The sequence below is a fragment of the Streptomyces odonnellii genome (assembly GCF_000981895.1).
In the GTDB taxonomy this organism is placed as follows: Bacteria; Actinomycetota; Actinomycetes; order Streptomycetales; family Streptomycetaceae; genus Streptomyces; species Streptomyces odonnellii.
In genome coordinates, this window is the sequence record NZ_LATD01000201.1 from 1 (window position 1) to 24806 (window position 24806).

The 24806-nt window shown below is 70.9% G+C and carries 23 protein-coding genes; 17 read left to right on the forward strand and 6 right to left on the reverse strand.

Annotation, left to right across the window (positions count from 1 at the left end; translation table 11 throughout):
- The 3 genes from sucB to aceE form a co-directional block, all read left to right on the forward strand.
- A partial coding sequence (gene sucB, locus WH07_RS19440; RefSeq protein ID WP_046501481.1) for a 2-oxoglutarate dehydrogenase, E2 component, dihydrolipoamide succinyltransferase occupies positions 1-1050 on the forward strand: 1050 nt, incomplete at its 5' end.
- A gap of 132 nt (positions 1051-1182) precedes the next feature.
- On the forward strand, positions 1183-1806 hold the full coding sequence (locus tag WH07_RS19445; protein ID WP_046501444.1) for a GntR family transcriptional regulator: 624 nt from the start codon (positions 1183-1185) through the stop codon (positions 1804-1806).
- 215 nt (positions 1807-2021) lie between these two features.
- On the forward strand, positions 2022-4694 hold the full coding sequence (aceE, locus tag WH07_RS19450) for a pyruvate dehydrogenase (acetyl-transferring), homodimeric type (protein ID WP_046501446.1): 2673 nt from the start codon (positions 2022-2024) through the stop codon (positions 4692-4694).
- Positions 4695-4784: 90 nt separating this feature from the next.
- On the opposite strand, the gene WH07_RS19455 is transcribed toward aceE, so the two are convergent.
- Positions 4785-5186, reverse strand: coding sequence for a DUF6221 family protein (locus tag WH07_RS19455; protein ID WP_046501449.1), 402 nt, complete (start codon positions 5184-5186; stop codon positions 4785-4787).
- 147 nt (positions 5187-5333) lie between these two features.
- On the opposite strand from WH07_RS19455, the gene WH07_RS19460 reads away from it, so the two are divergent.
- Positions 5334-6299 carry a helix-turn-helix transcriptional regulator gene (locus WH07_RS19460; protein ID WP_046501452.1) on the forward strand — a complete coding sequence of 322 codons (966 nt, stop codon included), beginning with the start codon at positions 5334-5336 and terminating at the stop codon, positions 6297-6299.
- 230 nt (positions 6300-6529) lie between these two features.
- Positions 6530-7468: a winged helix-turn-helix domain-containing protein gene (locus WH07_RS19465; RefSeq protein ID WP_052744475.1), complete on the forward strand. Its 939-nt coding sequence runs from the start codon at positions 6530-6532 to the stop codon at positions 7466-7468.
- A gap of 28 nt (positions 7469-7496) precedes the next feature.
- Here the strand turns inward: WH07_RS19465 and WH07_RS19470 are convergent, their stop codons facing one another.
- Positions 7497-7712: a hypothetical protein gene (locus WH07_RS19470; protein WP_046501454.1), complete on the reverse strand. Its 216-nt coding sequence runs from the start codon at positions 7710-7712 to the stop codon at positions 7497-7499.
- A gap of 274 nt (positions 7713-7986) precedes the next feature.
- On the opposite strand from WH07_RS19470, the gene WH07_RS19475 reads away from it, so the two are divergent.
- Both WH07_RS19475 and WH07_RS19480 read left to right on the forward strand, forming a co-directional pair.
- Positions 7987-8859, forward strand: a complete 873-nt coding sequence (locus tag WH07_RS19475) for a winged helix-turn-helix domain-containing protein (RefSeq protein ID WP_052744476.1) — start codon at positions 7987-7989, stop codon at positions 8857-8859.
- An 87-nt stretch (positions 8860-8946) separates the two neighbouring features.
- Positions 8947-9495 carry a DUF4240 domain-containing protein gene (locus WH07_RS19480; RefSeq protein WP_046501456.1) on the forward strand — a complete coding sequence of 183 codons (549 nt, stop codon included), beginning with the start codon at positions 8947-8949 and terminating at the stop codon, positions 9493-9495.
- A gap of 151 nt (positions 9496-9646) precedes the next feature.
- Here the strand turns inward: WH07_RS19480 and WH07_RS19485 are convergent, their stop codons facing one another.
- Complete coding sequence (locus tag WH07_RS19485) at positions 9647-10195, reverse strand: GNAT family N-acetyltransferase (RefSeq protein WP_046501459.1); 549 nt, start codon at positions 10193-10195, stop codon at positions 9647-9649.
- 42 nt (positions 10196-10237) lie between these two features.
- Here WH07_RS19485 and WH07_RS19490 point away from each other — a divergent pair, with 42 nt between their 5' ends.
- Both WH07_RS19490 and WH07_RS19495 read left to right on the forward strand, forming a co-directional pair.
- Entirely contained in the window at positions 10238-11122 is an 885-nt protein-coding gene (locus tag WH07_RS19490) for a TIGR01777 family oxidoreductase (RefSeq protein WP_046501461.1), read from the forward strand.
- A gap of 168 nt (positions 11123-11290) precedes the next feature.
- A complete protein-coding gene (locus tag WH07_RS19495) occupies positions 11291-12643 on the forward strand; it encodes an NAD(P)/FAD-dependent oxidoreductase (protein WP_046501488.1) in 1353 nt (450 codons plus the stop codon).
- Between the two features lie 95 nt (positions 12644-12738).
- On the opposite strand, the gene WH07_RS19500 is transcribed toward WH07_RS19495, so the two are convergent.
- On the reverse strand, positions 12739-14262 hold the full coding sequence (locus WH07_RS19500) for a hypothetical protein (RefSeq protein WP_046501463.1): 1524 nt from the start codon (positions 14260-14262) through the stop codon (positions 12739-12741).
- 295 nt (positions 14263-14557) lie between these two features.
- Between WH07_RS19500 and lipB the strand changes: the two genes are divergently transcribed.
- From lipB to WH07_RS19520, 4 genes are all read left to right on the forward strand, one after another.
- Complete coding sequence (gene lipB, locus WH07_RS19505; RefSeq protein ID WP_046501466.1) at positions 14558-15349, forward strand: lipoyl(octanoyl) transferase LipB; 792 nt, start codon at positions 14558-14560, stop codon at positions 15347-15349.
- Positions 15350-15592: 243 nt separating this feature from the next.
- Positions 15593-16558 (forward strand): lipoyl synthase, encoded by a 966-nt coding sequence (gene lipA, locus WH07_RS19510; RefSeq protein ID WP_046501490.1) that lies wholly within the window; start codon positions 15593-15595, stop codon positions 16556-16558.
- A 443-nt stretch (positions 16559-17001) separates the two neighbouring features.
- Entirely contained in the window at positions 17002-17292 is a 291-nt protein-coding gene (locus tag WH07_RS19515) for an SCO2195 family GlnR-regulated protein (RefSeq protein ID WP_456300497.1), read from the forward strand.
- A 9-nt stretch (positions 17293-17301) separates the two neighbouring features.
- Positions 17302-18000, forward strand: a complete 699-nt coding sequence (locus WH07_RS19520) for a DUF4191 domain-containing protein (protein ID WP_046501468.1) — start codon at positions 17302-17304, stop codon at positions 17998-18000.
- A gap of 96 nt (positions 18001-18096) precedes the next feature.
- Here WH07_RS19520 and WH07_RS19525 read toward each other — a convergent pair whose 3' ends face one another.
- A complete protein-coding gene (locus WH07_RS19525; protein WP_079023363.1) occupies positions 18097-18564 on the reverse strand; it encodes an RDD family protein in 468 nt (155 codons plus the stop codon).
- 267 nt (positions 18565-18831) lie between these two features.
- Between WH07_RS19525 and glnA the strand changes: the two genes are divergently transcribed.
- The 3 genes from glnA to WH07_RS19540 all read left to right on the forward strand — a co-directional run bounded on the left by glnA (position 18832) and on the right by WH07_RS19540 (position 23317).
- Positions 18832-20241, forward strand: coding sequence for a type I glutamate--ammonia ligase (glnA, locus tag WH07_RS19530; RefSeq protein WP_046501471.1), 1410 nt, complete (start codon positions 18832-18834; stop codon positions 20239-20241).
- Positions 20242-20504: 263 nt separating this feature from the next.
- The gene (locus tag WH07_RS19535; protein ID WP_046501474.1) at positions 20505-21389 is read left to right on the forward strand and encodes a prohibitin family protein; all 885 of its coding nucleotides are present in this window, start codon (positions 20505-20507) and stop codon (positions 21387-21389) included.
- A gap of 182 nt (positions 21390-21571) precedes the next feature.
- Positions 21572-23317, forward strand: a complete 1746-nt coding sequence (locus tag WH07_RS19540) for an SMI1/KNR4 family protein (protein ID WP_046501475.1) — start codon at positions 21572-21574, stop codon at positions 23315-23317.
- Between the two features lie 186 nt (positions 23318-23503).
- Here WH07_RS19540 and WH07_RS19545 read toward each other — a convergent pair whose 3' ends face one another.
- Positions 23504-23779, reverse strand: a complete 276-nt coding sequence (locus WH07_RS19545; protein WP_046501478.1) for a hypothetical protein — start codon at positions 23777-23779, stop codon at positions 23504-23506.
- Between the two features lie 239 nt (positions 23780-24018).
- On the opposite strand from WH07_RS19545, the gene WH07_RS19550 reads away from it, so the two are divergent.
- Positions 24019-24726 (forward strand): RlpA-like double-psi beta-barrel domain-containing protein, encoded by a 708-nt coding sequence (locus tag WH07_RS19550; RefSeq protein WP_046501479.1) that lies wholly within the window; start codon positions 24019-24021, stop codon positions 24724-24726.
- Positions 24727-24806 lie beyond the last annotated feature (80 nt).

A 24806-nucleotide genomic window follows, 5' to 3' on the forward strand; every position in this document is an offset into this window, starting at 1 on the left:
CCCACGGCTCCGCCGGCCCCCGCGCCCGTGGCGCAGCAGCCCGCTCCCGTCGCTCCGGCGGCGCCCGTGGTGAGCCCCACGGCCGCCGAGGACGAGGGCGCGTATGTCACCCCGCTGGTGCGGAAGCTCGCCGCCGAGAGCGGTGTCGATCTGAGCACGGTCAAGGGCACCGGCGTCGGCGGCCGTATCCGCAAGCAGGACGTCATCGCCGCCGCGGAGGCCGCCGCCCAGGCCGCGAAGGCGGCCGCGGCACAGGCAGCCGCCCAGGCCAAGGCCCCGGCCGCCGCTCCCGCCGCGGTGTCCAGGGCGCCGAAGCTGGAGGCGTCCCCGCTGCGCGGCCAGACCGTCAAGATGACCCGGATGCGCAAGGTCATCGGCGAGAACATGATGAAGGCCCTGCACACGCAGGCCCAGCTCACCTCGGTGGTCGAGGTGGACATCACCAAGCTGATGCGGCTGCGCGCCCAGGCCAAGGACTCCTTCGCCGCCCGCGAGGGCGTCAAGCTGTCGCCGATGCCGTTCTTCGTCAAGGCGGCGGCCCAGGCGCTGAAGGCCCACCCGGTCATCAACGCCCGGATCAACGACGACGGCACGATCACCTACTTCGACACCGAGAACATCGGTATCGCGGTGGACTCCGAGAAGGGCCTGATGACCCCGGTCATCAAGGGCGCGGGCGATCTGAACATCGCCGGTATCTCCAAGAAGACCGCGGAGCTGGCGGCGGCCGTCCGGGCCAGCCGGATCACCCCGGACGATCTGGCCGGTGCGACCTTCACCATCAGCAACACCGGTTCGCGCGGCGCCCTGTTCGACACGATCATCGTGCCGCCGAGCCAGGTCGCCATCCTGGGCATCGGCGCCACGGTCCGGCGTCCGGTGGTCATCAACCACCCGGACCTGGGCGAGACGATCGCGGTGCGCGACATGACGTATGTCGCCCTCTCCTACGACCACCGCCTGGTGGACGGCGCGGACGCCGCCCGCTATCTGACGGCGGTCAAGGCGATCCTCGAAGCCGGCGAGTTCGAGGTGGAGCTGGGGCTGTAGGGCCCACGGACAGCCCGTACGAGTCGGCATGACACTGCGCCCCCGCCCGGATCCGCTCCGGGCGGGGGCGCAGTCGTACCGGGCACGCGCCGTATTGTCTACACATCGACCGCTGCCACCGAGGAGCGTTTCATGGTCCAGCCCGTCATCCACTCGCTCCGCGAGCAGATCCGCGAGCACATCGTGGAGGGGATCGTCAGCGGCCGCTGGAAGCCGGGCGAGCGGATCGTGGAGCGCCGGATCGCCACGGAGCTGCAGGTCAGCCAGACTCCGGTACGTGAGGCCCTGCGCGAGCTGGAGAGCCTGCGGCTGATCGAATCGGCCCCCAACAAGGGCGTACGGGTCCGGAATCTGACCGCGGCCGATCTTGAGGAGAGCTATCCCGTACGGGCCGGTCTGGAGCAGATCGCCGCCGAACTGGCCGCCGAGCAGCTGGCCCTGGACTGCTCCGCGCTGGAGCCGCATGTGGCGGCGCTGTACGAGGCGGACCGCGAGGCGGACGGTACGGGCCAGGTGCGGCACACCGTGGCCTTCCACCGGGAGCTGGTGCGGGCCGCCGGGAACAGCGTCCTGCTGCACACCTGGGAGGGGCTGGGCATCGAGGTGTTCACGGCCCTGTCGATCCGCTGGCTCGGGACCGTACAGCAGTCGTACGCCGAGGAGCACGAGGAACTGGTCGAGGCGTTCCGCCGACGGGATCCGCTCATCGGCACACTGGTGAAGGATCATGTGCTCGGATGTGCGCCACGCGCCTGATCCACCCCTTCCGACCTGCTTTGTTCCCGTCACTGGGTGCCCCCGTCTGGGGCACGGAATGCCAATTTCTTCCGATCGAGAAGTTTTGCCCGGCAACCCTTTGATCGATCATCGATCAGCGACTTACAGTCGGAGGCGGGCTGCACCCAGCCCCTCCGCCCTGTCCTGCCAGACAAGGCTTTTCTCCACCCCCCTCCTGTCGGAAGGCGGCGACCATGCCCGACCCCGTAGGCAAGCTTCCGAGCGAGCTGGACCAGCTCCCGGACCGTGACGCCGAGGAGACCGCCGAATGGGCGGCCTCCCTCGACGCCGTGACCGAGCACGCCGGCCCCCACCGCGCCGCGTATCTGATGCGCCGCACCCTCCAGCACGCCGGAACGGCCGGGGTCCCGGTGCCGGCGCTCCTGGAGACCGACTACGTCAACACCATCCCGACCGCCGCCGAGCCGCACTTCGACGGTGACGAGGAGATGGAGTCCCGGATCACCGCCTGGAACCGCTGGAACGCGGCGGCGATGGTCACCCGTGGCTCCCGGCTCGGGGTCGGCGGCCATATCGCGACCTTCGCCTCGGCCGCCTGGCTGTACGAGATCGGCTTCAACCACTTCTTCCGCGGCAAGGAGGGCGGGGACGGCTCCGGCGACCAGCTCTACATCCAGGGCCACGCCTCCCCCGGCATCTACGCCCGCGCGTTCCTCGACGGCCGGCTGACCGAGGCCCACCTGGACAACTTCCGCCAGGAGGCGGGCGGCCAGGGGCTCCCCTCGTACCCGCATCCGCGGCGGCTGCCCTGGCTCTGGGAGTTCCCGACCGTCTCGATGGGCCTCGGCCCGCTCTCGGCGATCTACCAGGCGCGTTTCAACCGCTATCTGTCGAACCGCGGGATCAAGGACACCTCCGCCTCGCACGTCTGGGCCTTCCTCGGCGACGGCGAGATGGACGAGCCCGAGTCGACGGCGGCACTCGCCCTGGCGTCCCGCGAGCAGCTCGACAATCTGACCTTCGTGATCAACTGCAACCTCCAGCGCCTCGACGGCCCGGTCCGCGCGAACTTCAAGATCGTGCAGGAGCTGGAGGCCCAGTTCCGCGGCGCCGGCTGGAATGTCGTCAAGTCGCTGTGGGGCTCCGCCTGGGACGAGCTGTTCGCCCTGGACACCACGGGCGCGCTGGTACGCCGGCTGCGCCAGGTGCCGGACGCGCAGTTCCAGACGTACGCGGCGCGGGACATCGCCTATGTGCGCGAGCACTTCTTCGGTGTCGACCCGGCCCTGATCGAGATGTCGAAGCTGCTGTCCGACGCGAAGATCGCCGAGTGCTTCTTCACCTCGCGCGGCGGCCACGAGGCCCGCAAGGTGTACGCGGCGTACCGCGCGGCCCTGGCGCACAAGGGCGCCCCGACCGTGATCCTGGCGCAGACCGTGAAGGGCTACACCCTCGGCCCCGGCTTCGAGTCGCGCAACGCCAACCACCAGATGAAGAAGCTCTCGGGCGAGCAGTACCGCTCGATGAGGGACCTGCTCGGTCTCCCCATCCCGGACGCGAGGCTCAACGAGGACCTGATGCCGTACGGCCACCCGGGCGCCGACTCCCCGGAGGTGCGGTACCTCCAGGAGCGCCGGGCGGAGCTGGGCGGTCCCGCGCCGGCCCGCCGGGTGCACCCGGTCGTGCTGCCCGAGCCGTCCGACCGGCCGTTCCAGACGGTCCACAAGGGCTCGGGCAAGCAGCCGGTGGCGACCACCATGGCGTTCGTACGGCTGATGAAGGACCTGATGCGGGACAAGGAGACCGGCAGGCGCTGGGTCCCGATCGTCCCGGACGAGGCGCGCACCTTCGGCATGGAGGCGCTGTTCCCGTCGGCCGGCATCTACTCGCCACTGGGCCAGACGTACGATCCGGTCGACCGCGACCAGATCATGTACTACAAGGAGGCGAAGGACGGCCAGATCCTCAACGAGGGGATCACCGAGGCCGGTTCGATGGCCGACTTCATCGCCGCCGCGACCTCGTACGCGACGCACGGCGAGCCGATGATCCCGTTCTACATCTTCTACTCGATGTTCGGCTGGCAGCGTACGGGCGACCAGATGTGGCAGCTCGCCGACCAGCTCGGCAAGGGCTTCATCGTCGGCGCCACGGCGGGCCGTACGACCCTGACGGGCGAGGGCCTCCAGCACGCGGACGGGCACTCGCATCTGATCGCGTCCACCAACCCGGCCTCGCTCAACTACGACCCGGCGTTCGCGTACGAGATCGCCGTGATCGTCAAGGACGGCCTGCGCCGGATGTACGGTCCGGACGCCGAGGACGTCTTCTACTACCTGACGGTCTACAACGAGCCGATGCCGCAGCCCGCGATGCCGGAGGGCGTCGAGGAGGGCATCGTCAAGGGCCTGTACCGCTTCAGGGAGGGCACCCCGGCGGCCGCGGACTCCCCCCGTACCCAGCTCCTCGCGTCGGGTACGGCGATCCACTGGGCCCTGGAGGCGCAGGAACTGCTCGCCGCCGACTGGGGCGTCACGGCCGATGTCTGGTCCGCGACCTCCTGGAGCGAGCTGCGGCGGGACGCGATGGAGGCGGACGCGGCGCTGCTGCGCGGCGAGGAGCGGGTGCCGTACGTGACACGGACGCTCTCCGGCGCGCCGGGCCCGGTCCTCGCGGTCAGCGACTGGATGCGCCAGGTCCCGGACCAGATCAGCCAGTGGGTGGAGCAGGACTACACCTCGCTCGGCACGGACGGCTTCGGCCTCTCCGACACCCGTGACGCGGCCCGGCGCCATTTCGGTGTGGACGCCCGGTCGGTCGTGGTGGCGGCGCTGGCGCAGCTCGCCCGCAGGGGCGAGATCAAGCCCGAGCGGGTCGTCGAGGCCCGCGAGCGCTACGGACTCTGATCCGGAAGGCCGTTCGGCCGACGCCCCCGGACGCGACGCCCCTCCCGTTCACAGGATCCGGGAGGGGCGCCGTCCGTACGGGCCCCGCGCTCAGCGCGCGAACCGGGGCAGCCACTTGACCTGGTAGTCGGGGTGCCCCGCGTGCTCGGCGGCCAACTGCCGTACGACGAAGCCCAGCCCGACCGCCCGTCCCGAGGCGAAGTCACGGACCGGCCGGTCGATGTCGAGTGCGGCCACTTCCGTGTACTCGTCGAGGAGCACCCTGTTCGTCTCGATCCGGCGGAGGGTGTACGCCGGGTCCTGGCGGGCGATGTGCCGGTCGTAGCCGCGCGTGCGCACGGCGAAGGCGATCCCGCCGGTACGGTCGTGGATCTCGCCCGGCAGCTCGGGCGGGCACCGCCAGTCCTCCTCGCCGGCCTCCCGCGCGATCCGCTCCTCCTCGTCGAGGCGTGCCCGGACGAAGGCCACCAGGTCGGTGTCGTGGTCAGTCATCAGTTCCGGTCCTTTGCCGTCCCGTACGCGGTCTGTGTGTGATCTATACGTGATCTGGACGCGTATACGCCACTTGTCATGGAATCCGGCCACGCGAATTGGCCAACCGCTTCCACGGCCCGCCGGACCCCCCGGCATCATGGAGTCATGCGCGCTGCCCGGCTGATCAAGATGGTTCTCCTGCTCCAGTCCAGACCCTCCATGACCGCTGCCGAGCTGGCACGGGAGCTCGAGGTCAGTGAGCGGACCATCACCCGGGACGCCCAGGCGCTGTCCGAGGCGGGCGTGCCGGTCTACGCGGACCGGGGCAGGAGCGGCGGATACCGGCTGATCGGCGGCTACCGCACCCGGCTGACCGGTCTGGCGCGCGGCGAGGCCGAGGCGCTGTTCCTCTCCGGAGTGCCGGGCGCGCTGCGGGAGATGGGGCTCGACGACGTGTCGTCGGCGGCCCGGCTGAAGGTGTCGGCGGCGCTGCTGCCGTCGCTGCGGGACGCCCCCGAGTCGGCGGCGCAGCGCTTCCATCTCGACGCGCCGGGCTGGTACCAGGAGCCGCAGACGCCCGAACTGCTTCCGGCCATCGCCGAGGCGGTGTGGGACAACCGGCTGCTGGACGCCCGCTACCGGCGCGGGGACACCGAGGTGGAGCGGGAGCTGGCGCCGTACGGTCTCGTGCTCAAGGCGGGCGTCTGGTACCTCTGCGCCTGTGTGCAGGGGACGTTCCGGGTGTACAGGATCGACCGGTTCACCACGGTCGAGCCTCAGAAGGAACGTTTCGTCAGGGAGGAATCCTTCGATCTGCCCACCTTCTGGGACGAGCAGTCGGCGGAGTTCGCGCGCTCGCTGCTGCGCACCGAGATCGTGGTACGGCTCTCCGCGGACGGCGCCCGCAGGCTGCCGTACATCGTGGACCGGGCCGCCGCCCGTGAGGCGGTCGCCGCGGCCGGCCCCGCCGACGCCGAAGGCCTGCTCACCGTGACGCTGCCGGTGGAGTCCGAGGACGTGGCGTTCTCGCAGTTGCTCACCCTCGGCCCGGACGCGGAGATCCTGGAACCGGCCTCGCTGCGCGGCCGGTTCGCCGAGGCGGCGGAACGGATGCGCGCGCTGTACGGGTGAGAGCGCCCCGTACGGGCCCACATACAGGCCCACGTACAGGCTTCATTTACACGCCCCTGTGCACGCCCACGTACACGCCCTGAGCGCGCCCTGCACGCGCCCCTGCGCACGGCTTCCCCCGCACGCATCCCCGCGCGCCAAAATGGCCCCCAATGGCGGAGCATTGGCAGAGGCGAGATGTCCGCTTCCGGCAACTCTCTTCCATTGGCAGGCTGTTGTAGAGTTTGGCTGTGTCCGGAGACAGCGCCCTGACCGAGGGACAACAGCGTCCACGGGATGTGGTCGCGGACGCGCTGCGCCATCACATCTCCCAGGGGGAGCTGCGCGTCGGCGAGCGGATTCCCACCCAGGCCGAGCTGAGCGAACAGTACAGAGTGCCGCGCGGCGCGGTCCGCCGGGCCCTGGAGCTCCTCGAACACGAGGGCTTGATCAAGCGCGCGCAGCAGGGCACCCCCGCGACGGTCGCCAGGACCACCCCGCTGGCCTCCCCGCTGCCGGCGGAGCCGCGGGGTCACGGCCGCGCCGATGACGTACCCGCGCCGCGCCGCCATCCGCCGCGCCCCGCCGGGGTGTTCCTCGGCGAGCGGGTCGCCCAGTGCTTCCGGCACCGGCGGGTGACCATCGACGCGTACTGCCTCAACGGCGAGACCCTCGCCTCCGCCCTCGCGGGACCGCTCGTCGCGCTCGGCACCGCCGGCGTGCGGAATCCGGAGCGGATCGCCGTACGGATCCTGCTGCCGAACGCGGACGATCCGCTGGCACTCCCCCAGGTCGTCGGCGAGCCGGCGAACACCCGGCCGCGCGAGCGGCTCCGGGAGAGCACCGCCCACATCTACGGCTCACTGCGCCACTCCCTGCGGATGCTCACCGTCCGCGGGCTGGTCCCCGAGGTCTCGGTGGAGGCGCGGAAGGTCTCGATCAGCCCGACCCAGAAGGTCTACATCCTCAATGGGCAGGAGGTGCTGGCGGGCCACTACCAGGTGCAGTCGCGCCGGGTGGACCTCGACCGGGACGACCCGATCGAGATCTACGACATGCTCGGCGTGGAAGGCATGCTGTTCCGGCACACCGCGGTCGACAACGACCATGTCACGGCGGCCTATGTGGACCAGACCCAGCAGTGGTTCGACTCGCTGTGGAACACCATCGCGGTGCCCTGGGACTCCTGACCGCGCCCCGGCCCCGCGCCGCCGCCGGTCAGCCCGAGGCCACGAGCAGCAGGATCAGCAGCACCGAGGCCGCGCAGAGCAGATTGACGGTCTGTGTCCGGTCGGCACGGTCGGCGCGTGCCGCGCGGATCAGCAGGGCGCAGACCAGTACGCCCATCGACCCCTGGGGCCCCAGGATCCCCGCCAACTGCGCCGCCCGGGCCGCCAGTTCGACCAGCCATTCGATTCGTGTCAGTGCCCCCATGGCATCTCCTCCGCTTCCGTTTCATCGCGCTTCGACCCTGCATGAACGGGACACCCTGCGGTTGGCACCCCGTTGGCAGAGAAATGCTGCGGAGAGAAGGCCAATGGTCGGGTATCAGTCCCCTTCCCATACCCACCGGCAATGGCGGCCATTGTGGTGCAGGCCGCCCGGCCTGACCGTTCGGTCGGTCACTTCACCGGCCGACGGGGCGAGTTGACCGGTGGTTGCAGGTATCTGTCCCGGCTTGAACGGCGGTTGTAGCCTCGGCAGTGTGATGCCCACCGAGCGGGGAGGAGGCGACGACCTCCCCCAGTACCGCTCCATCGCAGACGATCTGCGCAGCCAGATCCTGGAGGGCCGGCTGCCCGCGGGCCAGGCGCTGCCCAAGCAGCATCAGCTCCAGCGGCGGTACGGCGTGGGCCGCGGCACCATCCAGAGCGCCCAGCAGATGCTCCGCGACGAGGGCCTCCTGGAGGAGGGCGCGCCCGGCCGGGCCGCCCGGGTCGCCAACCGGACTGCCAACCTCCAGCCATTGGCCCACCACATCACCCGCGCCTTCGCCGCCCGGCATGTCACCCTCGATGTCTGGTCGCTGACCACCGAACAGCTCAGCAAGGCGGTGCAGAACGAGGTCGAGGCGATCCGGGAGGGCCGCCGCCGTCCGCCGGAGTCGATCACCGTACGGGTGCTCCTGCCCGACCTGGTGACCAGCCACCCGTATCCGCGCCACGCCGACGACCCCGCCGACCCCAGACCGCTGGCGAGGCTGCGCCATGTGATCCGTACATACGCCGGGGCGCTGGAGCACTCGCTGACCCTGCTGGCCGAACGGGGGCTGGTCGAGCAGGTCTCGGTGGCCGTCCGCGGGCTGCCGACGATCCCCGGCGAGAAGCGCTATCTGATCAACGGTACGGAGCTGCTGACCGGGTACTACTGGCTGGAGCGCGGCCAGATGCAGAACAATCCGGACGGTGCCTCGCTGGACGTACTGGAGCTGCGCAGCGGCGATCTGTTCGCGTCCTCGCTGACGGCGGAGGGGACCAGCGCGGTGGAGCGGGCCCGGTTCGAGCAGATCGCGCGCTGGTTCGAGTCGCGCTGGGAGCAGGTCGCGCAGCCGCTGCCGCTGGAGGGCCGGCCGGGATCCTGAGCCTGTGCCTCGCACGTGTGAGAAAGGGGCGTGATTTCGGCGGCTCCGCGTGCGCGGCCCTCCGGCAAGCACGATGCTTGACCCGTGATGGACGAGACGGAGTTCTGGGAGATCGTCGACAGCACTCGCGCGGCCGCCGAGGGCGACCCCGAGGACCACGCCGACCTGTTGGTCGAACGGCTGCTGACGCTCGATCCCGACTCCGTCCTGGACTTCGCCCGGCACTTCGAGTCCCGCTACAACCGCGCCTACCGCTGGGATCTGTGGGGCGCCGCCGCCGTCCTGCTGAGCGGCGCGAGCGACGACGCGTTCGACTACTTCCGCTGCTGGCTCATCGGGCAGGGCCGCGAGATCTTCGAGGGCGGGGTGCACGATCCCGACAGCCTCGCCGAGCTGCTCGACGAGTTCGACGAGGACCTCGACGGGGACGGCGAGGAGCTGGGGTACGCGGCGGACGAGGCGTACGAACAGCTCACCGGGGTGGTGGCACCGGATCTGGGCATCCCGCCGCAGACCGCGGAGCCGCAGGGCACACCGATGGACTTCGAGGACGAAGGGGCGCTGGCGGAGCGCTTCCCCCGGCTCTGGGAGCGCTTCGGGGCCCAGACGGCGGGGGAGGTCAGGAAGGGCCGTTAGGTCTGTCGGGCCCGGCGCCCGGCCCGTACTCGTACACCTCGTACACGTACGTCCACTCGTGCGACGGGCCCGCCCGTACCACCGGGTGCCCGGCTCGTCCGGTCACGTCAGACCCGGACCGTACGGTCACGTGCCCGGCGGCGCCGTTCGCTCACCCCGTCAGCGACAGCCCCATGCACACATCGTCCACGTACTTCCCCTCCACACAGAACTCCCCCGGCAGCACTCCCTCCACCGCGAAGCCCTCCGTCTCGTACAGCGCCCGCGCCGCCGTGTTGTACCCCAGCACGCGCAGTGTCAGCCGCCGCGCGCCCTGGTTGCGCGCGTGCAGGACCGCGGCGCGCAGCAGGGCGCGTGCCACGCCCCGGCCGCGCGCCCACTCGTCCACCGCCAGTCCCTGTATCTGCCGTACATGCGCGTTGGTGGCGAGCGGGGTGGGCCGTACCACCCGGATGTACCCGGCGATCCGGTCCTCGGCGCCGTCCGTGTCCACCTCCGCGACGAGATAGTCCTCGGGCGCGTGCACGGCGTCGAAGAACGGGCCGAGGGGCGGCTCCGGCCTCGGCGTCACGGCATGCAGCGGCGACCAGGTCCGCAGGCTCAGACCGGACAGGACGTCACCGTCCGCGCGGGCGGCGGGGCGGATCCGGGGCGGTGTACGCGGTCCGGACCGGGGCGGAGGCGGCGGAGGTACGGGCATGATGCCACTGTGCCACGCGGCGTTCCGGGGCAGGATGGGGCCATGAGGATCGCGGTCACCGGCTCCACCGGGCTCATCGGTACGGCACTCGTACGCTCTCTGCGCGCTGACGGCCATGAGGTCGTACGGCTCGTGCGGCGCCCCGCGCGCGCGGACGACGAGGCCGAATGGGACCCCTTGCGGCAGTACGTCGACACCGGCCGGCTGCACGGCTGCGAGGCCGTCGTGCATCTCGCGGGCGCGGGCATCGGCGGGCGGCGCTGGACCGAGGCGTACAAGAAGGAGATCCGGGACAGCCGGATCCTCGGTACGGCCGCGATCGCCGAGGCCGTCGCCTCTCTCGCCGAGCCGCCCCGGGTGCTGGTGTGCGGCTCCGCCATCGGCTTCTACGGCGACACCGGCGGCCGGGCGGTGGACGAGAGCGCACCGCCGGGGGACGGTTTCCTGCCGTCGCTCTGTCTGGCGTGGGAGGAGGCCGCCGTGGCCGCGGAGGAGGCGGGCGTACGCACGGTGTACGCCAGAACGGGACTGGTGGTCTCGCGCGCGGGCGGCGCGTGGGGGCGGCTCTTCCCGATCTTCCGCGCGGGTCTGGGCGGGCGGCTCGGCAGCGGGCAGCAGTACTGGAGCTTCATCTCCCTGCACGACGAGGTGGCGGCGCTGCGGCATCTCATCGACACGGAGAGCCTGGAGGGCCCGGTGAACCTGACGGCGCCCGAGCCGGTCACCAATCGCGAGGTGACGGCGGCGATGGGGCGGGTGCTGCGTCGGCCGACCCTCTTCCCGGTCCCGGCGGTGGCCCTGCGGGTGGCGCTGGGCGATCTCTCGGAGGATGTGCTGGGCAGTCAACGGGTGCGGCCGGCGCACCTGTTGGAGTCCGGCTTCACATTCGCGTTCCCCACCATCGACGAGGCGATCCGCGCGGCCTGACGGCGCTCGGGCGGCCTTCTCACGGAGGTCTGCGCGCACCCCCCATGCACCGGTGACCCCGCACACGCGCGGCAGCGGAGAGGCCCTCCTCTTTCTACGCTCGACCGGAACTTGAGCCTCGCCCGGGTGTCGCCGGGCGCCGGCCGCGCCGACATCGGGGAGGGGCACGTGCTCAGCACCGCACACCACTCGACCGCTCAGCAGGCGGACGTCGTCATCATCGGAGCCGGCATCGCGGGTTTGTCGGCGGCCCGTCATCTGACCAGCGCAGGGGTAAGAGTCACGGTCCTGGAGACCGCCCCTCAGGTGGGCGGCCGGATGGCGACCGACGAGGTCGACGGCTTCCGGCTCGACCGCCAGGGGCAGTTGCTCACCACCTCGTACCCTGAGCTGCTCCGTACACCGGGCCTTGACGGCGCGGGCCTGCGGAAGTTCTCCCCGGGCGTGCTCGTGCACAGCGACGGACGCAACTACCGGACCGGAGCGGTGGGGAGCGCGCGGAGCGCACTGACGGTGGCACGCGCCCTGGCGAGCGCCCCCCGCCCGCCGCTGGGCGGCGCGGTCGACCAGGCCCGGCTCAGCGCCGTCCTGGGCCGGCTGGCGGCCACTCCGACGAGCCGGCTGCTGACCCGCCCCGAACGCACCGCCCTGGAGGCCCTGTCCGCCCGCGGTCTGCCCGCCCGTACCGTCAACGGCTTTCTCCGCCCGCTCCTGTCCACGCTGCTCTGCGACCCGGATCTGGGGACGTCCAGCCGGTGCGCCGATCTGGCGCTTCAGGCGTTCGCCCGGGGCCGGCTGTTCGTCACGGCGGGCGGTGCGTCGGCGCTGCCCGAACTGCTGGCGCGGGCCCTGCCGGTGGGCACCGTCCGTACGGACGTGTGCGTCACGGACGCGTCGATCAGCTGTGTCACCACCAAGGAGCACGGCGAGATCACCTGCCGTGCGCTGGTCCTGGCGACCGGCGCGCGGGCCGCGGCCGAGCTGCTGCCGGGGCTCAGGGCGCCGGACTTCCACCCCGTGACGGTCCTGCACCACACCGCGCCGGAACCGCCGATGACCGATCCGGCGCTGCTGCTGGACGCGGACCGGGGCGGTCCGGTCGCGCACACCGCCGTGATGAGCGCGGTCGATCCCGCGCGGGCACCGGAGGGCCGGGTGCTGATCTCGTCGACGGTGCTCGGCACCCCTCCCCCGGCCGCGGAGCTCGACCGTACGGTCCGCGCGCATCTCGCGAAGCTGTACGGGACACCGACCGACGACTGGGAGCTGCTGGCCGCCTACCACAACCCTGAGGCGGTGCCCGCGATGCCTCCGCCGCACGATCTGCGGCGCCCGGTGCGGCTGTTGTCGGGGCTGTACGTGTGCGGGGACCACCGGGACACGAACACGGTCCAGGGCGCGCTGTTCTCGGGCCGCCGCGCCGCGCACGCGATCCTGCGCGACCTGGGGGTGCGGCCGGCGGAGGGGACGGCGGAGACGGCGCGACCGGAGGGGCCGGAGCAACTGCCAGCGGTGGCGTAGGACGTAGGGGTTCGCCGGACGGGCGGAGAAGCGGCCCGTCCGGCGGACCGAGGACACAGCACGGGCCCGGCTGAACCGGCCGGGGCCCGGCCGGTTCAGCCGAACGAGGCGATCCGGTCGCGGTAGTTCCGTACCGCCGCCGCGTCCCGGTACGGCTCCAGCCGCCGCTCGAAGTCCCGTACGTACTCCGCGGCCCGCGCCGACCGCATCTCGGTCACCTGCTTCGCCGCCTCCGCCCCCAGCAGGCACGCCTGGTCCAGCTCACCGAGGCCGAGCCGGGCGCAGGCGAGCACCACCCGGCAGAAGAGCCGGCTGCGGGCGTACGCCGGAGCGCGGAGCTGGAGCGAGCGCTCGGCGTACTGCGCGGCGGCGCGGTACTGCTGGAGATCCCGGTGGCAGTGCCCGAACTCGTCGGCGAGCTGTGCCTCGTCGTAGAAGCGCGCCCAGTGCGGCACTTCGTCCCCGGGCCGCGCCGACTCCAGCGCGCGTTCGGCCCGTACGAGCGAGGCCGTGCACGCGCGCGCCTCCCCGAGCACCCCGTGCCCGCGCGCCTCGGCGGAGTGCAGCAGCGCCTGCACGACCGGCGGAGCGGAGCCGCCGACGCCCTGCTGGGCGACCCGCGCGAGCTGGACCGCCTCCCGGCCATGGCCCAGATAGACGGCCTGGCGGCTCATGGTGATCAGGGTGTACGAGCCGTACGCGCGGTCCCCGGCCGCCTGGGACAGCCGCAGGGCCTGTACGAAATAGCGCTGGGCGAGGCCATGGGCGGCGATGTCGTACGAGGTCCAGCCCGCGAGCCGGGTCAGCTCGGCCGCCGCGGCGAAGAGACGGCGGCCGGTGGCCTCTCCGTACACCCCGCGCAGCATCGGTTCGGCCTCGTGCTCCAGATACCGGACGAGCGCCTGGCGGGCGTGGCCGCCGCCGTAGGTCTGGTCGAGGGTGCTGAAGAGGTCGCCGACCGAGCGGAGGGCTGCGACATCGCCGAGGGTGACCCGCTGGCCCGCCGCGCGCTCCGTACGGGGCCTGGGGAGGGTGCCCTGCCGCCCCTGGAGGGGCACCCGGTGCCCGCCCTCGTGCGAGGGGGCTCCGCTGTCGCCGGTACGGCTCGCGCCCTCGCGGCCGCCGTTCTCCGCGGCGCGGCCGGCCCCGTACGTTTCGAGGCCGGCGGAGCCGACCCGTTCGTCCGCGCGTCCGATCAGCCAGTCGCGGCTGGGGACGACAAGACCGGCCGGGGTGAACGCGATCTTGCGCAGCTCCGAGTGGCTGCCGGAGTCCTTGCGCCACAGCCCGGCGACGATGTCGACGGCCTCTTCCGGGGTGGACGCGAATTCCAGGCCCGCGTAGACCGGCGCGCAGGCGTCGAGCCCCAGTTCCTGCGCGGTGAGCCGGCGGCCGAGTCTGCGGGTGAACACCTCGGCGATCAGCGCCGGGGTCGTGCCGCGCGGCTGCTGCCCGCGCAGCCACCGCGTCACCGATGTTTTGTCGTACCGCAAATCCAGGCCGTGTTCGAGACCGAGCTGATCCACCCGGCGGGCGAGACCTGCGTTGGAGAATCCGGCTTCCGCGATGAGCGCGGCGAGCTGGCGGTTGGGGATGCGCTGCGGAGGTCGTTCCGACATTAGCTGTGCGGTCTCCTGCCTTCCGGGCCCGGGGAGCAGCCCATATGGAACGGCGCGAATTTAGCGGTCGCGAACGCTTCCGCCGCTGCCTTCGCCCCACATTCATCCGATCGTGTGAGGATCAAGGGCTCCGCTGACGGGAGGCCTTGCGTACGGGCCGCCGGAAGCCCCGCGCTCCGGCCCCGGAACACCTGCCCGGCCGCTCCGCCGGGAGCCGCCGTACAGTGGCGGGGGCGTGACCCGTGCACGATGAACGTTCTGAGGAGGCGGCCGTGAGTGAGCTGGTGAGTGAGCGGTGAGTGAGCTTCGGTACGTCCGACTGGGCTTCGGCGAGCAGGCCGTCGAGTACCAGGAGGCATGGCAGGAACAGCGCCGGGTCCACGCGGCCCGCTTCGCGGACGAGATCCCCGACACCTGTCTGCTGCTGGAGCATCCGCCGGTCTATACGGCGGGACGGCGCACGGCCGACAGCGAGCGCCCCCTGGACGGCACCCCGGTCGTCGATGTGGACCGGGGCGGGAAGATCACCTGGCACGGCCCCGGCCAGCTCGTGGGCTATCCGATCCTCAAGCTGCCGCGCCCGGTCGATGTCGTCGCACATGTCCGCCGGCTCGAAGAGGCGCTGATCCGCACGGTCGCCGAGTTCGGCCTGGAGACCACCCGGGTCGAGGGACGCAGCGGGGTGTGGGTGCTCGGGGACCCGGTGGGCGAACGCCCGTCCCTGGGCGGGCTGTCGCTGGACTTCGATCCGCGGGTGGCGGACGAGGAGTTCGACCCGCGGCTGAACGGGCCGGAGTACGCCCCGTCCAACGCGGGCCAGCGCCGCGAGGACCGCAAGCTGGCGGCGATCGGTATCCGGGTCGCCAAGGGCGTGACCATGCACGGCTTCGCGCTGAACGTGAATCCGGACAACACCTGGTTCGACCGGATCGTGCCGTGCGGGATCCGGGACGCGGGGGTCACCTCGCTCTCGAACGAGCTGGGCCGGGACATCACGATCGCGGAGGTCCTGCCCGTACTGGAGGAGCATCTGCGGGACGTGCTCGCGCACGCGGAGCTGAGACCGCGGGAGCGGGCGAGCGCCTGAGTCCGTCGCGGGCCCTCGCGGTCCGGGCCCTGCCGGTCCGGGGGTCCCCGCGCGGAGATTTCCCGCACGGGGGTCTCCTGCACGGGGGTTCGCGCGCGGGGGCTGCCGCACGGGGGGCTCCCGCACGGGGGAATGCGCCCCTCTGGCCATGGGTTGGCCAGACGTAATGCCACGTAAATATCGGGCGTAACCTGGTGTTCGCCGAAGAATCGAATGCCGCGCCAGCAGAGAGAGGTGCCGGACGTGTCCGCTGTCGCACCCGAAGGACGCAAGATGCTGCGTCTGGAGGTCCGGAACAGCCAGACCCCCATCGAGCGCAAGCCCGAGTGGATCAAGACCCGGGCGAAAATGGGTCCCGAGTACCAGCAGCTCCAGAAGCTCGTGAAGAGCGAGGGTCTGCACACGGTCTGCCAGGAGGCGGGCTGCCCGAACATCTTCGAGTGCTGGGAGGACCGCGAGGCGACCTTCCTCATCGGCGGCGACCAGTGCACCCGGCGCTGCGACTTCTGCCAGATCGACACCGGAAAGCCGGCCGAGCTGGACCGCGACGAGCCGCGCCGCGTCGGCGAGTCCGTTGTCGCGATGGACCTGAACTACGCCACGATCACCGGCGTCGCCCGTGACGACCTGGAGGATGGCGGGGCGTGGCTGTACGCGGAGACCGTGCGCCAGATCCACACCCTTACGGCGGAGCGGGCGGCGGGCGGCACGAAGGTCGAGCTGCTGATCCCCGACTTCAACGCGGTGCCCGAGCAGCTCGCCGAGGTCTTCTCGTCCCGTCCCGAGGTGCTCGCGCACAATGTCGAGACGGTGCCGCGCATCTTCAAGCGCATCAGGCCCGGCTTCCGGTACGAGCGCTCGCTGGAGGTGATCACGCGGGCCCGTGAGGCGGGCCTGGTCACCAAGTCCAATCTGATCCTGGGCATGGGCGAGGAGCGCGCCGAGGTCAGCGAGGCGCTGCGGCATCTGCACGAGGCGGGGTGCGAGCTGATCACGATCACCCAGTACCTGCGCCCTTCCGTACGGCACCACCCGGTCGAGCGCTGGGTGAAGCCGCACGAGTTCGTGGAGCTGAAGGAGGAGGCCGAGGAGATCGGTTTCTCCGGGGTGATGTCGGGGCCGCTGGTGCGCTCCTCGTACCGCGCGGGACGGCTGTACCAGCAGGCGGTCGAGCGGCGCGGCGCGGCGGTGGCGGGCCAGGCGGTGTGAGCTGGCGGCCGTCGCCGAGGCGAAGCCGTCACCGAGGCGAAGGCTGTTGCCGTTTCGGCGTGCGGGCGTGCCGGGCGCGAGCGCGCGGGCGCTGAATCCCACCCGCTCGGCGCAAGCGCTCTGTGAATCCGGGCACAAGTGACTACTGAGCGGTAGCGGCCGGTCGAGGCGCGGTCCGTACCCTCCCCGCAGGTCGGGGGCGGGTACGGACCGCGCCACCGTTTTCGCGGCCGTTCGCGGACCACCTGCCGGGGTTTCATTCGCGTTTGACCACTCGGTCACGCCCTGGTAACACCAGTGAATGAACCTGTGAACGAACCTGGTTCCAGGGCGCGGTGTGCGTGCCGGGCGTCGCGGCCCGGGCGAGGCTTCGCGGACACGCCCCAGGCACCGCGCACGCTCGTGCACACCGCACCGGACCCGCACGTGAGGGGATCGACATCATGCAGGACGCGCCGGTACGACCCGTCACCAAAGCCACGGCGTCCACCGCCAGGACCGCCCCGGCGCGCACCGCGACGGTCCGGGCCATGGCCGCCAGGACCACCCCGGTCCGCCCCTCCGTCGCCGGTGCGCTGCGCGCCGTGGAGTACCTCCTCCTGAGCGGCGGCCAGCGCACGGCCCGCCGCAACGCCTGGACGGCCGTCCTGGAGGACCGCCGCAGGGCCAAGGACCGGGTCGAGGCCCAGCACGTAATGGAGGCCGTGTCGAAGGCCACTTCCCGCGCCACGTAAACTTCTCGCATGGCGAGGAAGGAAAGCGCAGACACTGCTGCGAACCCGGGGCGACTGAAGCAGATTGCCCTTACCTACAAGATGACCCGGCGGGCCGACTCGAAGGTCGGTCTTGTCGTCGCGGGTGTGGGAATCGTCACCTTCGGTGTCTTCCTCGCGGTCGGCTTCTTGATCAACCATCCCATCTATCTGGGCATTCTGGGCTTCATCCTGGCGTTCCTCGCGATGGCGATCGTCTTCGGCCGCCGTGCCGAGAAGGCGGCCTTCGGACAGATGGAGGGCCAGCCGGGCGCCGCGGCCGCGGTTCTGGAGAACGTGGGCCGCGGCTGGACGACCACCCCGGCGGTGGCGATGAACCGTAACCAGGACGTCGTCCACCGGGCCGTCGGCAAGGCGGGCATCGTGCTGGTGGGCGAGGGCAACCCGAACCGGGTGAAGAGCCTGCTGGCGGCCGAGAAGAAGCGGATGCAGCGCATCGTGATCGATGTGCCGGTGCACGACATCATCGTCGGCGACGGCGAGGGCCAGGTGCCGCTGAAGAAGATCCGTACGACGATGCTGAAGCTGCCGCGCGTACTGGCGGGCCCGCAGGTGACGGCGGCCAATGACCGGCTGCGCGCGATGGGCGATCTGATGAGCAATATGCCGCTGCCGAAGGGGCCGATGCCGAAGGGCATGCGGATGCCGCGCGGCGGGAAGATGCGCTAGCCGGCGATACGGACATGGCACATGGAGGAGGGCGGCCGCGATGACGCGGCCGCCCTCCTCTTATATCGCTCTTCTCTTACTGCTCTGCTGGACCTGCTAGATCCGCACCTGGACGGTTCGGGAGAGGCGGTCGTGGAGTCCGCGTCCGTCGCGGTCCCAGATCAGGGCGGGGATGGCGAGGCAGAGCAGGACGCTGCGGACGAGGACACGGACGATGCCGGCCCGGCCGCCGTCCTCGGCGACGACCCGGAGGCCGAAGACGCGCTTGCCGGGGGTGAAGCCGACCGTACCGACGGTGAGAAGGCTCAGCGCTAGCAGGACACCGAGGGCCCAGTTGCCCGCTGCCTGCCAGTCACGGCCGGCGAGCAACCCGTATGCGATCAGTACGCACAGCGCCCAGTCGGTGAAGATGGCCCCGAAGCGGCGGCCGAGGGGCGCGACGGAACCGGGGCCGTGCTCGGGCAGGCCGAGCCGTTCGCCGCGGTAGCCGAAGTCGACTCCCATGTCCTCGGCGGCCGCGCGGGGCCCGGAGAGCCAGGATCCGATTGCTTGCCTGTTGTCCACCCGACCACGGTACTGCGGGGGTCCCGGAGCCCCTGGGACGGGGGTACGGACGGGTTGTGACGGGGGCATACGGAGGGGGTACGTGAGCGGTGTGCGGGCAGTGTGCGCCCCGGCGCACACTCGGGCTGGTTAACTTCACCGAAACAAATGGGTCACGCTTGAGAAATGCCGGATACCTATGGTCGGCTGCAGCGTGTGCCACCGCACTGGCCGCACGACCGAGCGACAACCCCCGCCCCACCCCGGGACGGGAGGAGGAGGAGCTGGATGTTCCAGAACGCCGACGAGGCCAAGAAGTTCATCGCGGACGAGGACGTCAAGTTCGTGGACGTCCGCTTCTGCGACCTGCCTGGCGTGATGCAGCACTTCACGATCCCGGCGAAGGCGTTCGACCCCGCCGACGAGCTGGCCTTCGACGGCTCGTCGATCCGTGGCTTCCAGGCCATCCACGAGTCGGACATGGCGCTGCGCGCGGACCTGTCGACCGCCCGGGTCGACTCGTTCCGCCGCGACAAGACGCTGAACATCAACTTCTTCATCCACGACCCGATCACGGGCGAGCAGTACAGCCGCGACCCGCGCAACATCGCCAAGAAGGCGGAGGCCTACCTCGCCTCGACCGGCATCGCGGACACCGCGTACTTCGGCCCGGAGGCCGAGTTCTACGTCTTCGACAGCGTGCGTTTCAACACCACGGCGAACGAGGGCTTCTACCACATCGACTCCGAGGCCGGCGCCTGGAACACCGGAGCGATCGAGGACAACCGCGGCTACAAGGTCCGCTACAAGGGCGGCTACTTCCCGGCACCGCCGGTCGACCACTTCGCCGATCTGCGGGCCGAGATCTCCCTGGAGCTGGAGGCGTCCGGCATCCAGGTCGAGCGCCAGCACCACGAGGTGGGCACCGCCGGCCAGGCGGAGATCAACTACAAGTTCAACACGCTGCTCGCCGCCGCCGACGACCTGATGCTCTTCAAGTACATCGTGAAGAACGTCGCCTGGCGCAACGGCAAGACCGCGACCTTCATGCCCAAGCCGATCTTCGGTGACAACGGCTCCGGTATGCATGTCCACCAGTCCCTGTGGCAGGGCGGCAGCCCGCTCTTCTACGACGAGCAGGGATACGCGGGCCTCTCGGACACCGCCCGCTACTACATCGGCGGCATCCTCAAGCACGCCCCGTCGCTGCTGGCCTTCACCAACCCGACGGTGAACTCGTACCACCGCCTGGTCCCCGGCTTCGAGGCCCCGGTCAACCTGGTCTACTCCCAGCGCAACCGCTCGGCAGCGATGCGCATCCCGATCACGGGCTCGAACCCGAAGGCCAAGCGCGTCGAATTCCGCGCCCCGGACCCGTCCTCGAACCCGTACCTGGCCTTCTCCGCCCTCCTCCTCGCGGGCCTCGACGGCATCAAGAACAAGATCGAGCCGGCCGAGCCGATCGACAAGGACCTCTACGAACTGGCCCCGGAAGAGCACGCCGGCGTCCCCCAGGTCCCCACCTCCCTCCCGGCCGTCCTCGACGCCCTGGAAGCCGACAACGAATACCTCCAGGCCGGCGGAGTCTTCACCTCGGACCTGATCGAGACCTGGATCGACTTCAAGCGCACCAAGGAAATCGCCCCGATCCAACTCCGCCCGCACCCGCACGAGTTCGAGCTGTATTTCGACATCTAAACCGAAGCAGCACGGGGCACTCCCCCCGAGGTCTCAGGCCGTCGACCGCCGCCGTCAGGGCGCGGTCGGCGGCCTTCTTCGTGGGCTCCGCGCCGGTGGGCGTCGGGCAGTCCGTTGGGGCTGAGCACCGCGTGGCAATGGTTGTGACGGGGTTGTTGAGGGTTGTATGGCGGCTGGTCGCGTGGTGGGGGTGGTTGTCTGGCTAGGATGCGCCGACCTGCGGGGTGGCCGTGGGGGTTGTGTTGACGGGGGAGGACCCTTCGATGTTTGTGCTGGCCATATTGCTCATCGTCACGGCCGTCGTGCTGGCTGTGGTGGGGCGGAGCCGGGCTGGTGGGTTGAAGGTCTGGGCCGCGCTGGCCGGGGTGGCCGGGGTGGGGTTCGGGGTGGTCAGTTGTGTGTATGTGGTGAGCGCGTACGAGGTCGGGGTGCCCGTGCTCTTCGGGAAGATCGGGGCGCCGCTGACGTCCGGGATGCATCTCAAGACGCCGTTCACCGAGGTGACGAGCTTCTCCACGCGGCCCGTGGACCTCAATCTCAACGACAAGGACGTGGTCGAGGTCCGCTCGTCGCAGGGCGGGGTGCTGTACGCGGATGTCACCGTCAAGTGGGCCGTGACACCGGGCAATGCGGTTGAGCTGTACCGGCTGGCCGGCAGTCAGGACGCGATCCAGGAGCGGCTGGTGCTGCCGGACAGCCGGGAGATCATCCGGAATGTGTTCGCCAAGCACAAGAGCGAGGAGGGCTATGCCTCCGGGCGGCAGACCATCGCCGCCGAGATCGAGGCGCAGATCAAGGAGCGGCTGAAGCCCCGGGGCATCGACGTCACCAATGTCAATCTGCGCAATGTGCGGCCGTCCGACCAGCTTCAGGAGCAGATAGACAAGAAGCTCCAGCAGGAACAGGCCACCGAGCGCGCGGTCGAGGCGGCGCGTACCGCGAAGGCCGAGTCGGAGCGTCGGCGTATCGAGGCGGAGGGCATCGCCAGGGCCAACGGGATCCTGGAGCGGTCGCTCACCGACCGGGTCCTGAGGAACCAGTGCATCGACGCCTTCAAGGAAGCCGCCAAGGCCAACCCCGTGTACGCGGTGCCGTGCGGGTCGGGATCGGACGGTACGCCCGTCATTGTGGACGGTACGCGGAACTGACGCGCGAGTCTGCCGCACAGCCCGCTGTCCGCTGTCCGCTGTCCGAGTTGTCCGGTGGACGCCACTTGTGAAGGCACGAACACCGCCTCCGAACGCCGCCTCGCCGACCGCGGGGTGGCGTTCTGGTGTACCGGCGCTTCGGCGGGTGTCGGTTGTCAGTGGGCGCTGGCACGATGGGGGGCATGAAGATCTACAACTGGCGGCCCTTTCTTGAGCGGTGGAGTGCTGACTGGGAGGACCTGGTCGGGGGGAGTGAGCCGTGGCCGGGGTTCGCGGGAGTGGAGGAGCAGCGGATACGGGAGGTGGAGGAGCGGCTCGGGGTCGGGTTGCCACTGACCTACCGGTCGTTCCTCGCGGTCACCGACGGGTGGCGCGCGGCTGGGACCGAGGTCGGGGTGGTCGGGGCCCTGGAGGGGGTTCGGTGGAACGGGGACGATGACGCGGAGCCGGGCGCACGGCTCCAGTTGGCCGTTACGGGGGCGGACATCGACGTGCTGCTCGATCCCGGCGATGTGGATGCCGACGGGGAGTGGGCCGCGTATCTGGACCGGAGCCGGGCCGACGGCGGTCCGGAGGAGCGGTACGAATCGTTCCTGGACCTGATGCAGGAGCTGTTCCGGGAGTTCCACCGCGCGCACGCCGACTCCCCCGGTTTCACGAACGCCACCACCCGGGAACTTGACGCCGATGTCGAGGAGGCGCGTACGGGCTGCCTCGCCGGGGACGACATCGACGGTCGGCTCGACCTCTTCATAGAAGCGGACGCCCACGGCCGGAGCCGTGCGCATGGGCTGCGGCTCCAGGTGGAGGCGATGCTGGACGGCGGACCGCTGGACATACGGGAGTTGGGACCGCTGGCCGCACTGGAGCGGCTGGATCCGCGCGGGGCCGAAAGCGACACGGAGGTCGAAAGCGGCACGGGGGCCGTGTCCGACGCGGCGGCCAGGTTCGACGCCGGTGCCGGGTTCGACGCCGTGGCCGGGGTTGGCGTGCGTACGTACCGGTACGAGCCCTCCGGCACCTTCGGCAAGGCGGTCGCGACCGCGCGCGAGCTGGCACGGTGGGGCGATACGGACGCCGCCTGGGAGACGATCGCCGACGCCGTGCCCGACTGGGAGCCCAACGGCAGTGAGCACATAGCCCCCGTCGGTCTGCTCGCCGATCCGTTCCTCGGGCCGGTGATCACACCGGAGCGCGGCCGGTACATCCTCGAAACGCCCCGTGGGGAGCAGCGCGAGGAAGGGGTCGTAGCGAGCGGGGAGGTGTTCGCGTCGGAGGGCGAAGGGCTGGGCTGGCTCGCCGACGACGGGGAGCAGGGCGGCTCCTACCGGTTCGTCCTCGTCGAGGGCATATCGCCGGAGGAGCTGGCCGTACGTATCGGGCAAGGGGCGGGCCAGGAAGGGCCGTTGTCGGCGCCGGCCGATGAGCGGGAGGCGGGGGACGCTGCCCGTATCGGCTCGTGCGGCGGCGACAGCGGGTGGAGCTTCGCGTTCGAAAGCCGCCGCGACACCGATTTCGCCGGGCCCCTGGGGGAGTCCGCGCAGCAGTCCCTCCAGGAGTCCTTCCCGGCGGGCGGGCTCGGCGAGAAGGCGTCCCGGGGCACCGCGTCCGTCACGGTGTGGGTGGAGCGGGGCAGCGAGGCGGAGGAGGAAGCGGGTACGTTCCACTTCTCGTACGCGGAGGACGGGCGGCGCCAGTACGGATTCACCGTGCACGACGGGGAGATCGAGGAGTGGGGCACGCTTCCCGAGTCCCTCGACCCCGAGGAACTCTTCCCCGATCCGGAGGACTTCGCGCTCGACCCCGACGACGAGTACGAGGCGCTCGCCGCCATCACGGACGAGTACGGGGTGTCCCTGCCCCGGTTCGCGCTCACGCGCGGGCGGCTCCACACCGTACGAACCGAACCCTGGGTCACCGGCGCCTGACGCCCACGGGCGCGAGCGCGAGCGCCCATGCCACGGCAAAGTCCGGCTCTCCGGCCCTGTCGGGGCCGGAGAGCCGGTGTACGGGCCGTGCCCGGCCGAGCCGTACCTCAGCCGGGCCGTGCCTCAGCGGATCGCTGCGCCTCAGCCTCAGTGCCGTACCTCGGCGCCATGTCTCAGCGCCGCACCTCAGCGGATCAGGGCGCGCACCATGCGGCAGGTGGTGTCGGACGGCGGGTGGACCCCGATCCGGGACGCCGTACTGCGGATCCTGCGGTTGGTCGCGTTCGCCGGGTGGTACACCCCCGAGTCGAGCAGGGCGATGGCGAGACGCATGGCCTTGAGCCGGCGGTTGTGGGTCTCGTACCACTCCCGCGGCTGACCCGCCGGCAGTGGTTTGCGGACGATGGTGGGCGCGGTCGGCTGGATCTCGAAGAGTTTCGTCGTGATTGTGGCAACGGCCATCGGCGACCTCCCGGCGCGGTGGTGGGACCCTCACGAACTACCCCCATTTTACCGTCCCCCACTGACAATCGCCCCTGGCCAGAGGGCATTTGACGGTCATTGGAGAGGCTGCCGCGCAGGGGTCGGGACCGAAGTCACGGGTGTGACGGCTGAACGGTACGGAGGGCTCGCCCGTACCCAACGGCAACACGGAACCCAGCCGGCCGCCCCCGTACGGCCGGGGACAGGAGCCCCCACACGTGTCCCGCAAGAAGACCTTCAGTACCCGGAAGAAGATCGCCCTGCTCGCCGGTGCCGCCGCGCTGGTGGGCGGTACGGCGGTGGTGATGACCGGGACCAGCCAGGCGTCGGTGGTCTGTGACGGGCTGGCCACGGCCCTCGGCAACAACGAGAGTTTCATCGCCGCGCAGAAGGCCGCGCCGGACGCGCTGTCCGAGGCTCGGATCGCCAACCGCGTCGCGGTCATCGAGGAGATCAAGCGCAAGCAGACGGCGTCCGGATGCCAGGCCGGCGAGAGCAACCGGCCGCCGCAGGCGGAGCAGCTCCCGGCGCAGGCCCCGGTGGAGCAGCAGCCGCCCGCGGCCGAACCGCCTGCCGCCGAACCGCCCGCCGACGCCGGGAACGCGGGCAACGGTGACGCGGGCGCCGGTGACACGGGCAATGCCGGAAGCGGTGACGGTGGCGGCGCCGGCGAGGTCGTCTGTGCGGGTTCCACCGTCACGCTCTCCGGCGAAGCGGGCGCCCCGGCCGCGTCCAGCAATCAGTTCCCGGCCGGGACCACGCTCCGCGTGACCAATCTCGACAACGACAAGTCGACCACGGTCCAGGTCACCTCGGTCTCCGGGAGCTGCGCCCTGCTGAACGACGCGGCGTTCGAGCAGGTCCGCGAGCCGGGCAAGTTCCTGATACGCAACGCCCGGATCGAACGCGTCCAGAGCGCCGGCTAGCCCGCGAGCCGACGAGGCTCTGAGCTCTGGGCCCTAGTAGTGCTTCGTTAGGTTGGTTTGATCGTGCGGTTGGTGGTGGT

Bases quoted from the DNA above. Each gene is read 5' to 3' on its own strand.
- WH07_RS19445 (WP_046501444.1), top strand. From the start codon at position 1,183: ATGGTCCAGCCCGTCATCCACTCGCTCCGCGAGCAGATCCGCGAGCAC.
- aceE (WP_046501446.1), top strand. From the start codon at position 2,022: ATGCCCGACCCCGTAGGCAAGCTTCCGAGCGAGCTGGACCAGCTCCCG.
- WH07_RS19455 (WP_046501449.1), bottom strand. From the start codon at position 5,186: ATGACTGACCACGACACCGACCTGGTGGCCTTCGTCCGGGCACGCCTC.
- WH07_RS19460 (WP_046501452.1), top strand. From the start codon at position 5,334: ATGCGCGCTGCCCGGCTGATCAAGATGGTTCTCCTGCTCCAGTCCAGA.
- WH07_RS19470 (WP_046501454.1), bottom strand. From the start codon at position 7,712: ATGGGGGCACTGACACGAATCGAATGGCTGGTCGAACTGGCGGCCCGG.
- WH07_RS19475 (WP_052744476.1), top strand. From the start codon at position 7,987: ATGCCCACCGAGCGGGGAGGAGGCGACGACCTCCCCCAGTACCGCTCC.
- WH07_RS19480 (WP_046501456.1), top strand. From the start codon at position 8,947: ATGGACGAGACGGAGTTCTGGGAGATCGTCGACAGCACTCGCGCGGCC.
- WH07_RS19485 (WP_046501459.1), bottom strand. From the start codon at position 10,195: ATGCCCGTACCTCCGCCGCCTCCGCCCCGGTCCGGACCGCGTACACCG.
- WH07_RS19490 (WP_046501461.1), top strand. From the start codon at position 10,238: ATGAGGATCGCGGTCACCGGCTCCACCGGGCTCATCGGTACGGCACTC.
- WH07_RS19500 (WP_046501463.1), bottom strand. From the start codon at position 14,262: ATGTCGGAACGACCTCCGCAGCGCATCCCCAACCGCCAGCTCGCCGCG.
- WH07_RS19515 (WP_456300497.1), top strand. From the start codon at position 17,002: ATGCAGGACGCGCCGGTACGACCCGTCACCAAAGCCACGGCGTCCACC.
- WH07_RS19520 (WP_046501468.1), top strand. From the start codon at position 17,302: ATGGCGAGGAAGGAAAGCGCAGACACTGCTGCGAACCCGGGGCGACTG.
- glnA (WP_046501471.1), top strand. From the start codon at position 18,832: ATGTTCCAGAACGCCGACGAGGCCAAGAAGTTCATCGCGGACGAGGAC.
- WH07_RS19535 (WP_046501474.1), top strand. From the start codon at position 20,505: ATGTTTGTGCTGGCCATATTGCTCATCGTCACGGCCGTCGTGCTGGCT.
- WH07_RS19540 (WP_046501475.1), top strand. From the start codon at position 21,572: ATGAAGATCTACAACTGGCGGCCCTTTCTTGAGCGGTGGAGTGCTGAC.
- WH07_RS19545 (WP_046501478.1), bottom strand. From the start codon at position 23,779: ATGGCCGTTGCCACAATCACGACGAAACTCTTCGAGATCCAGCCGACC.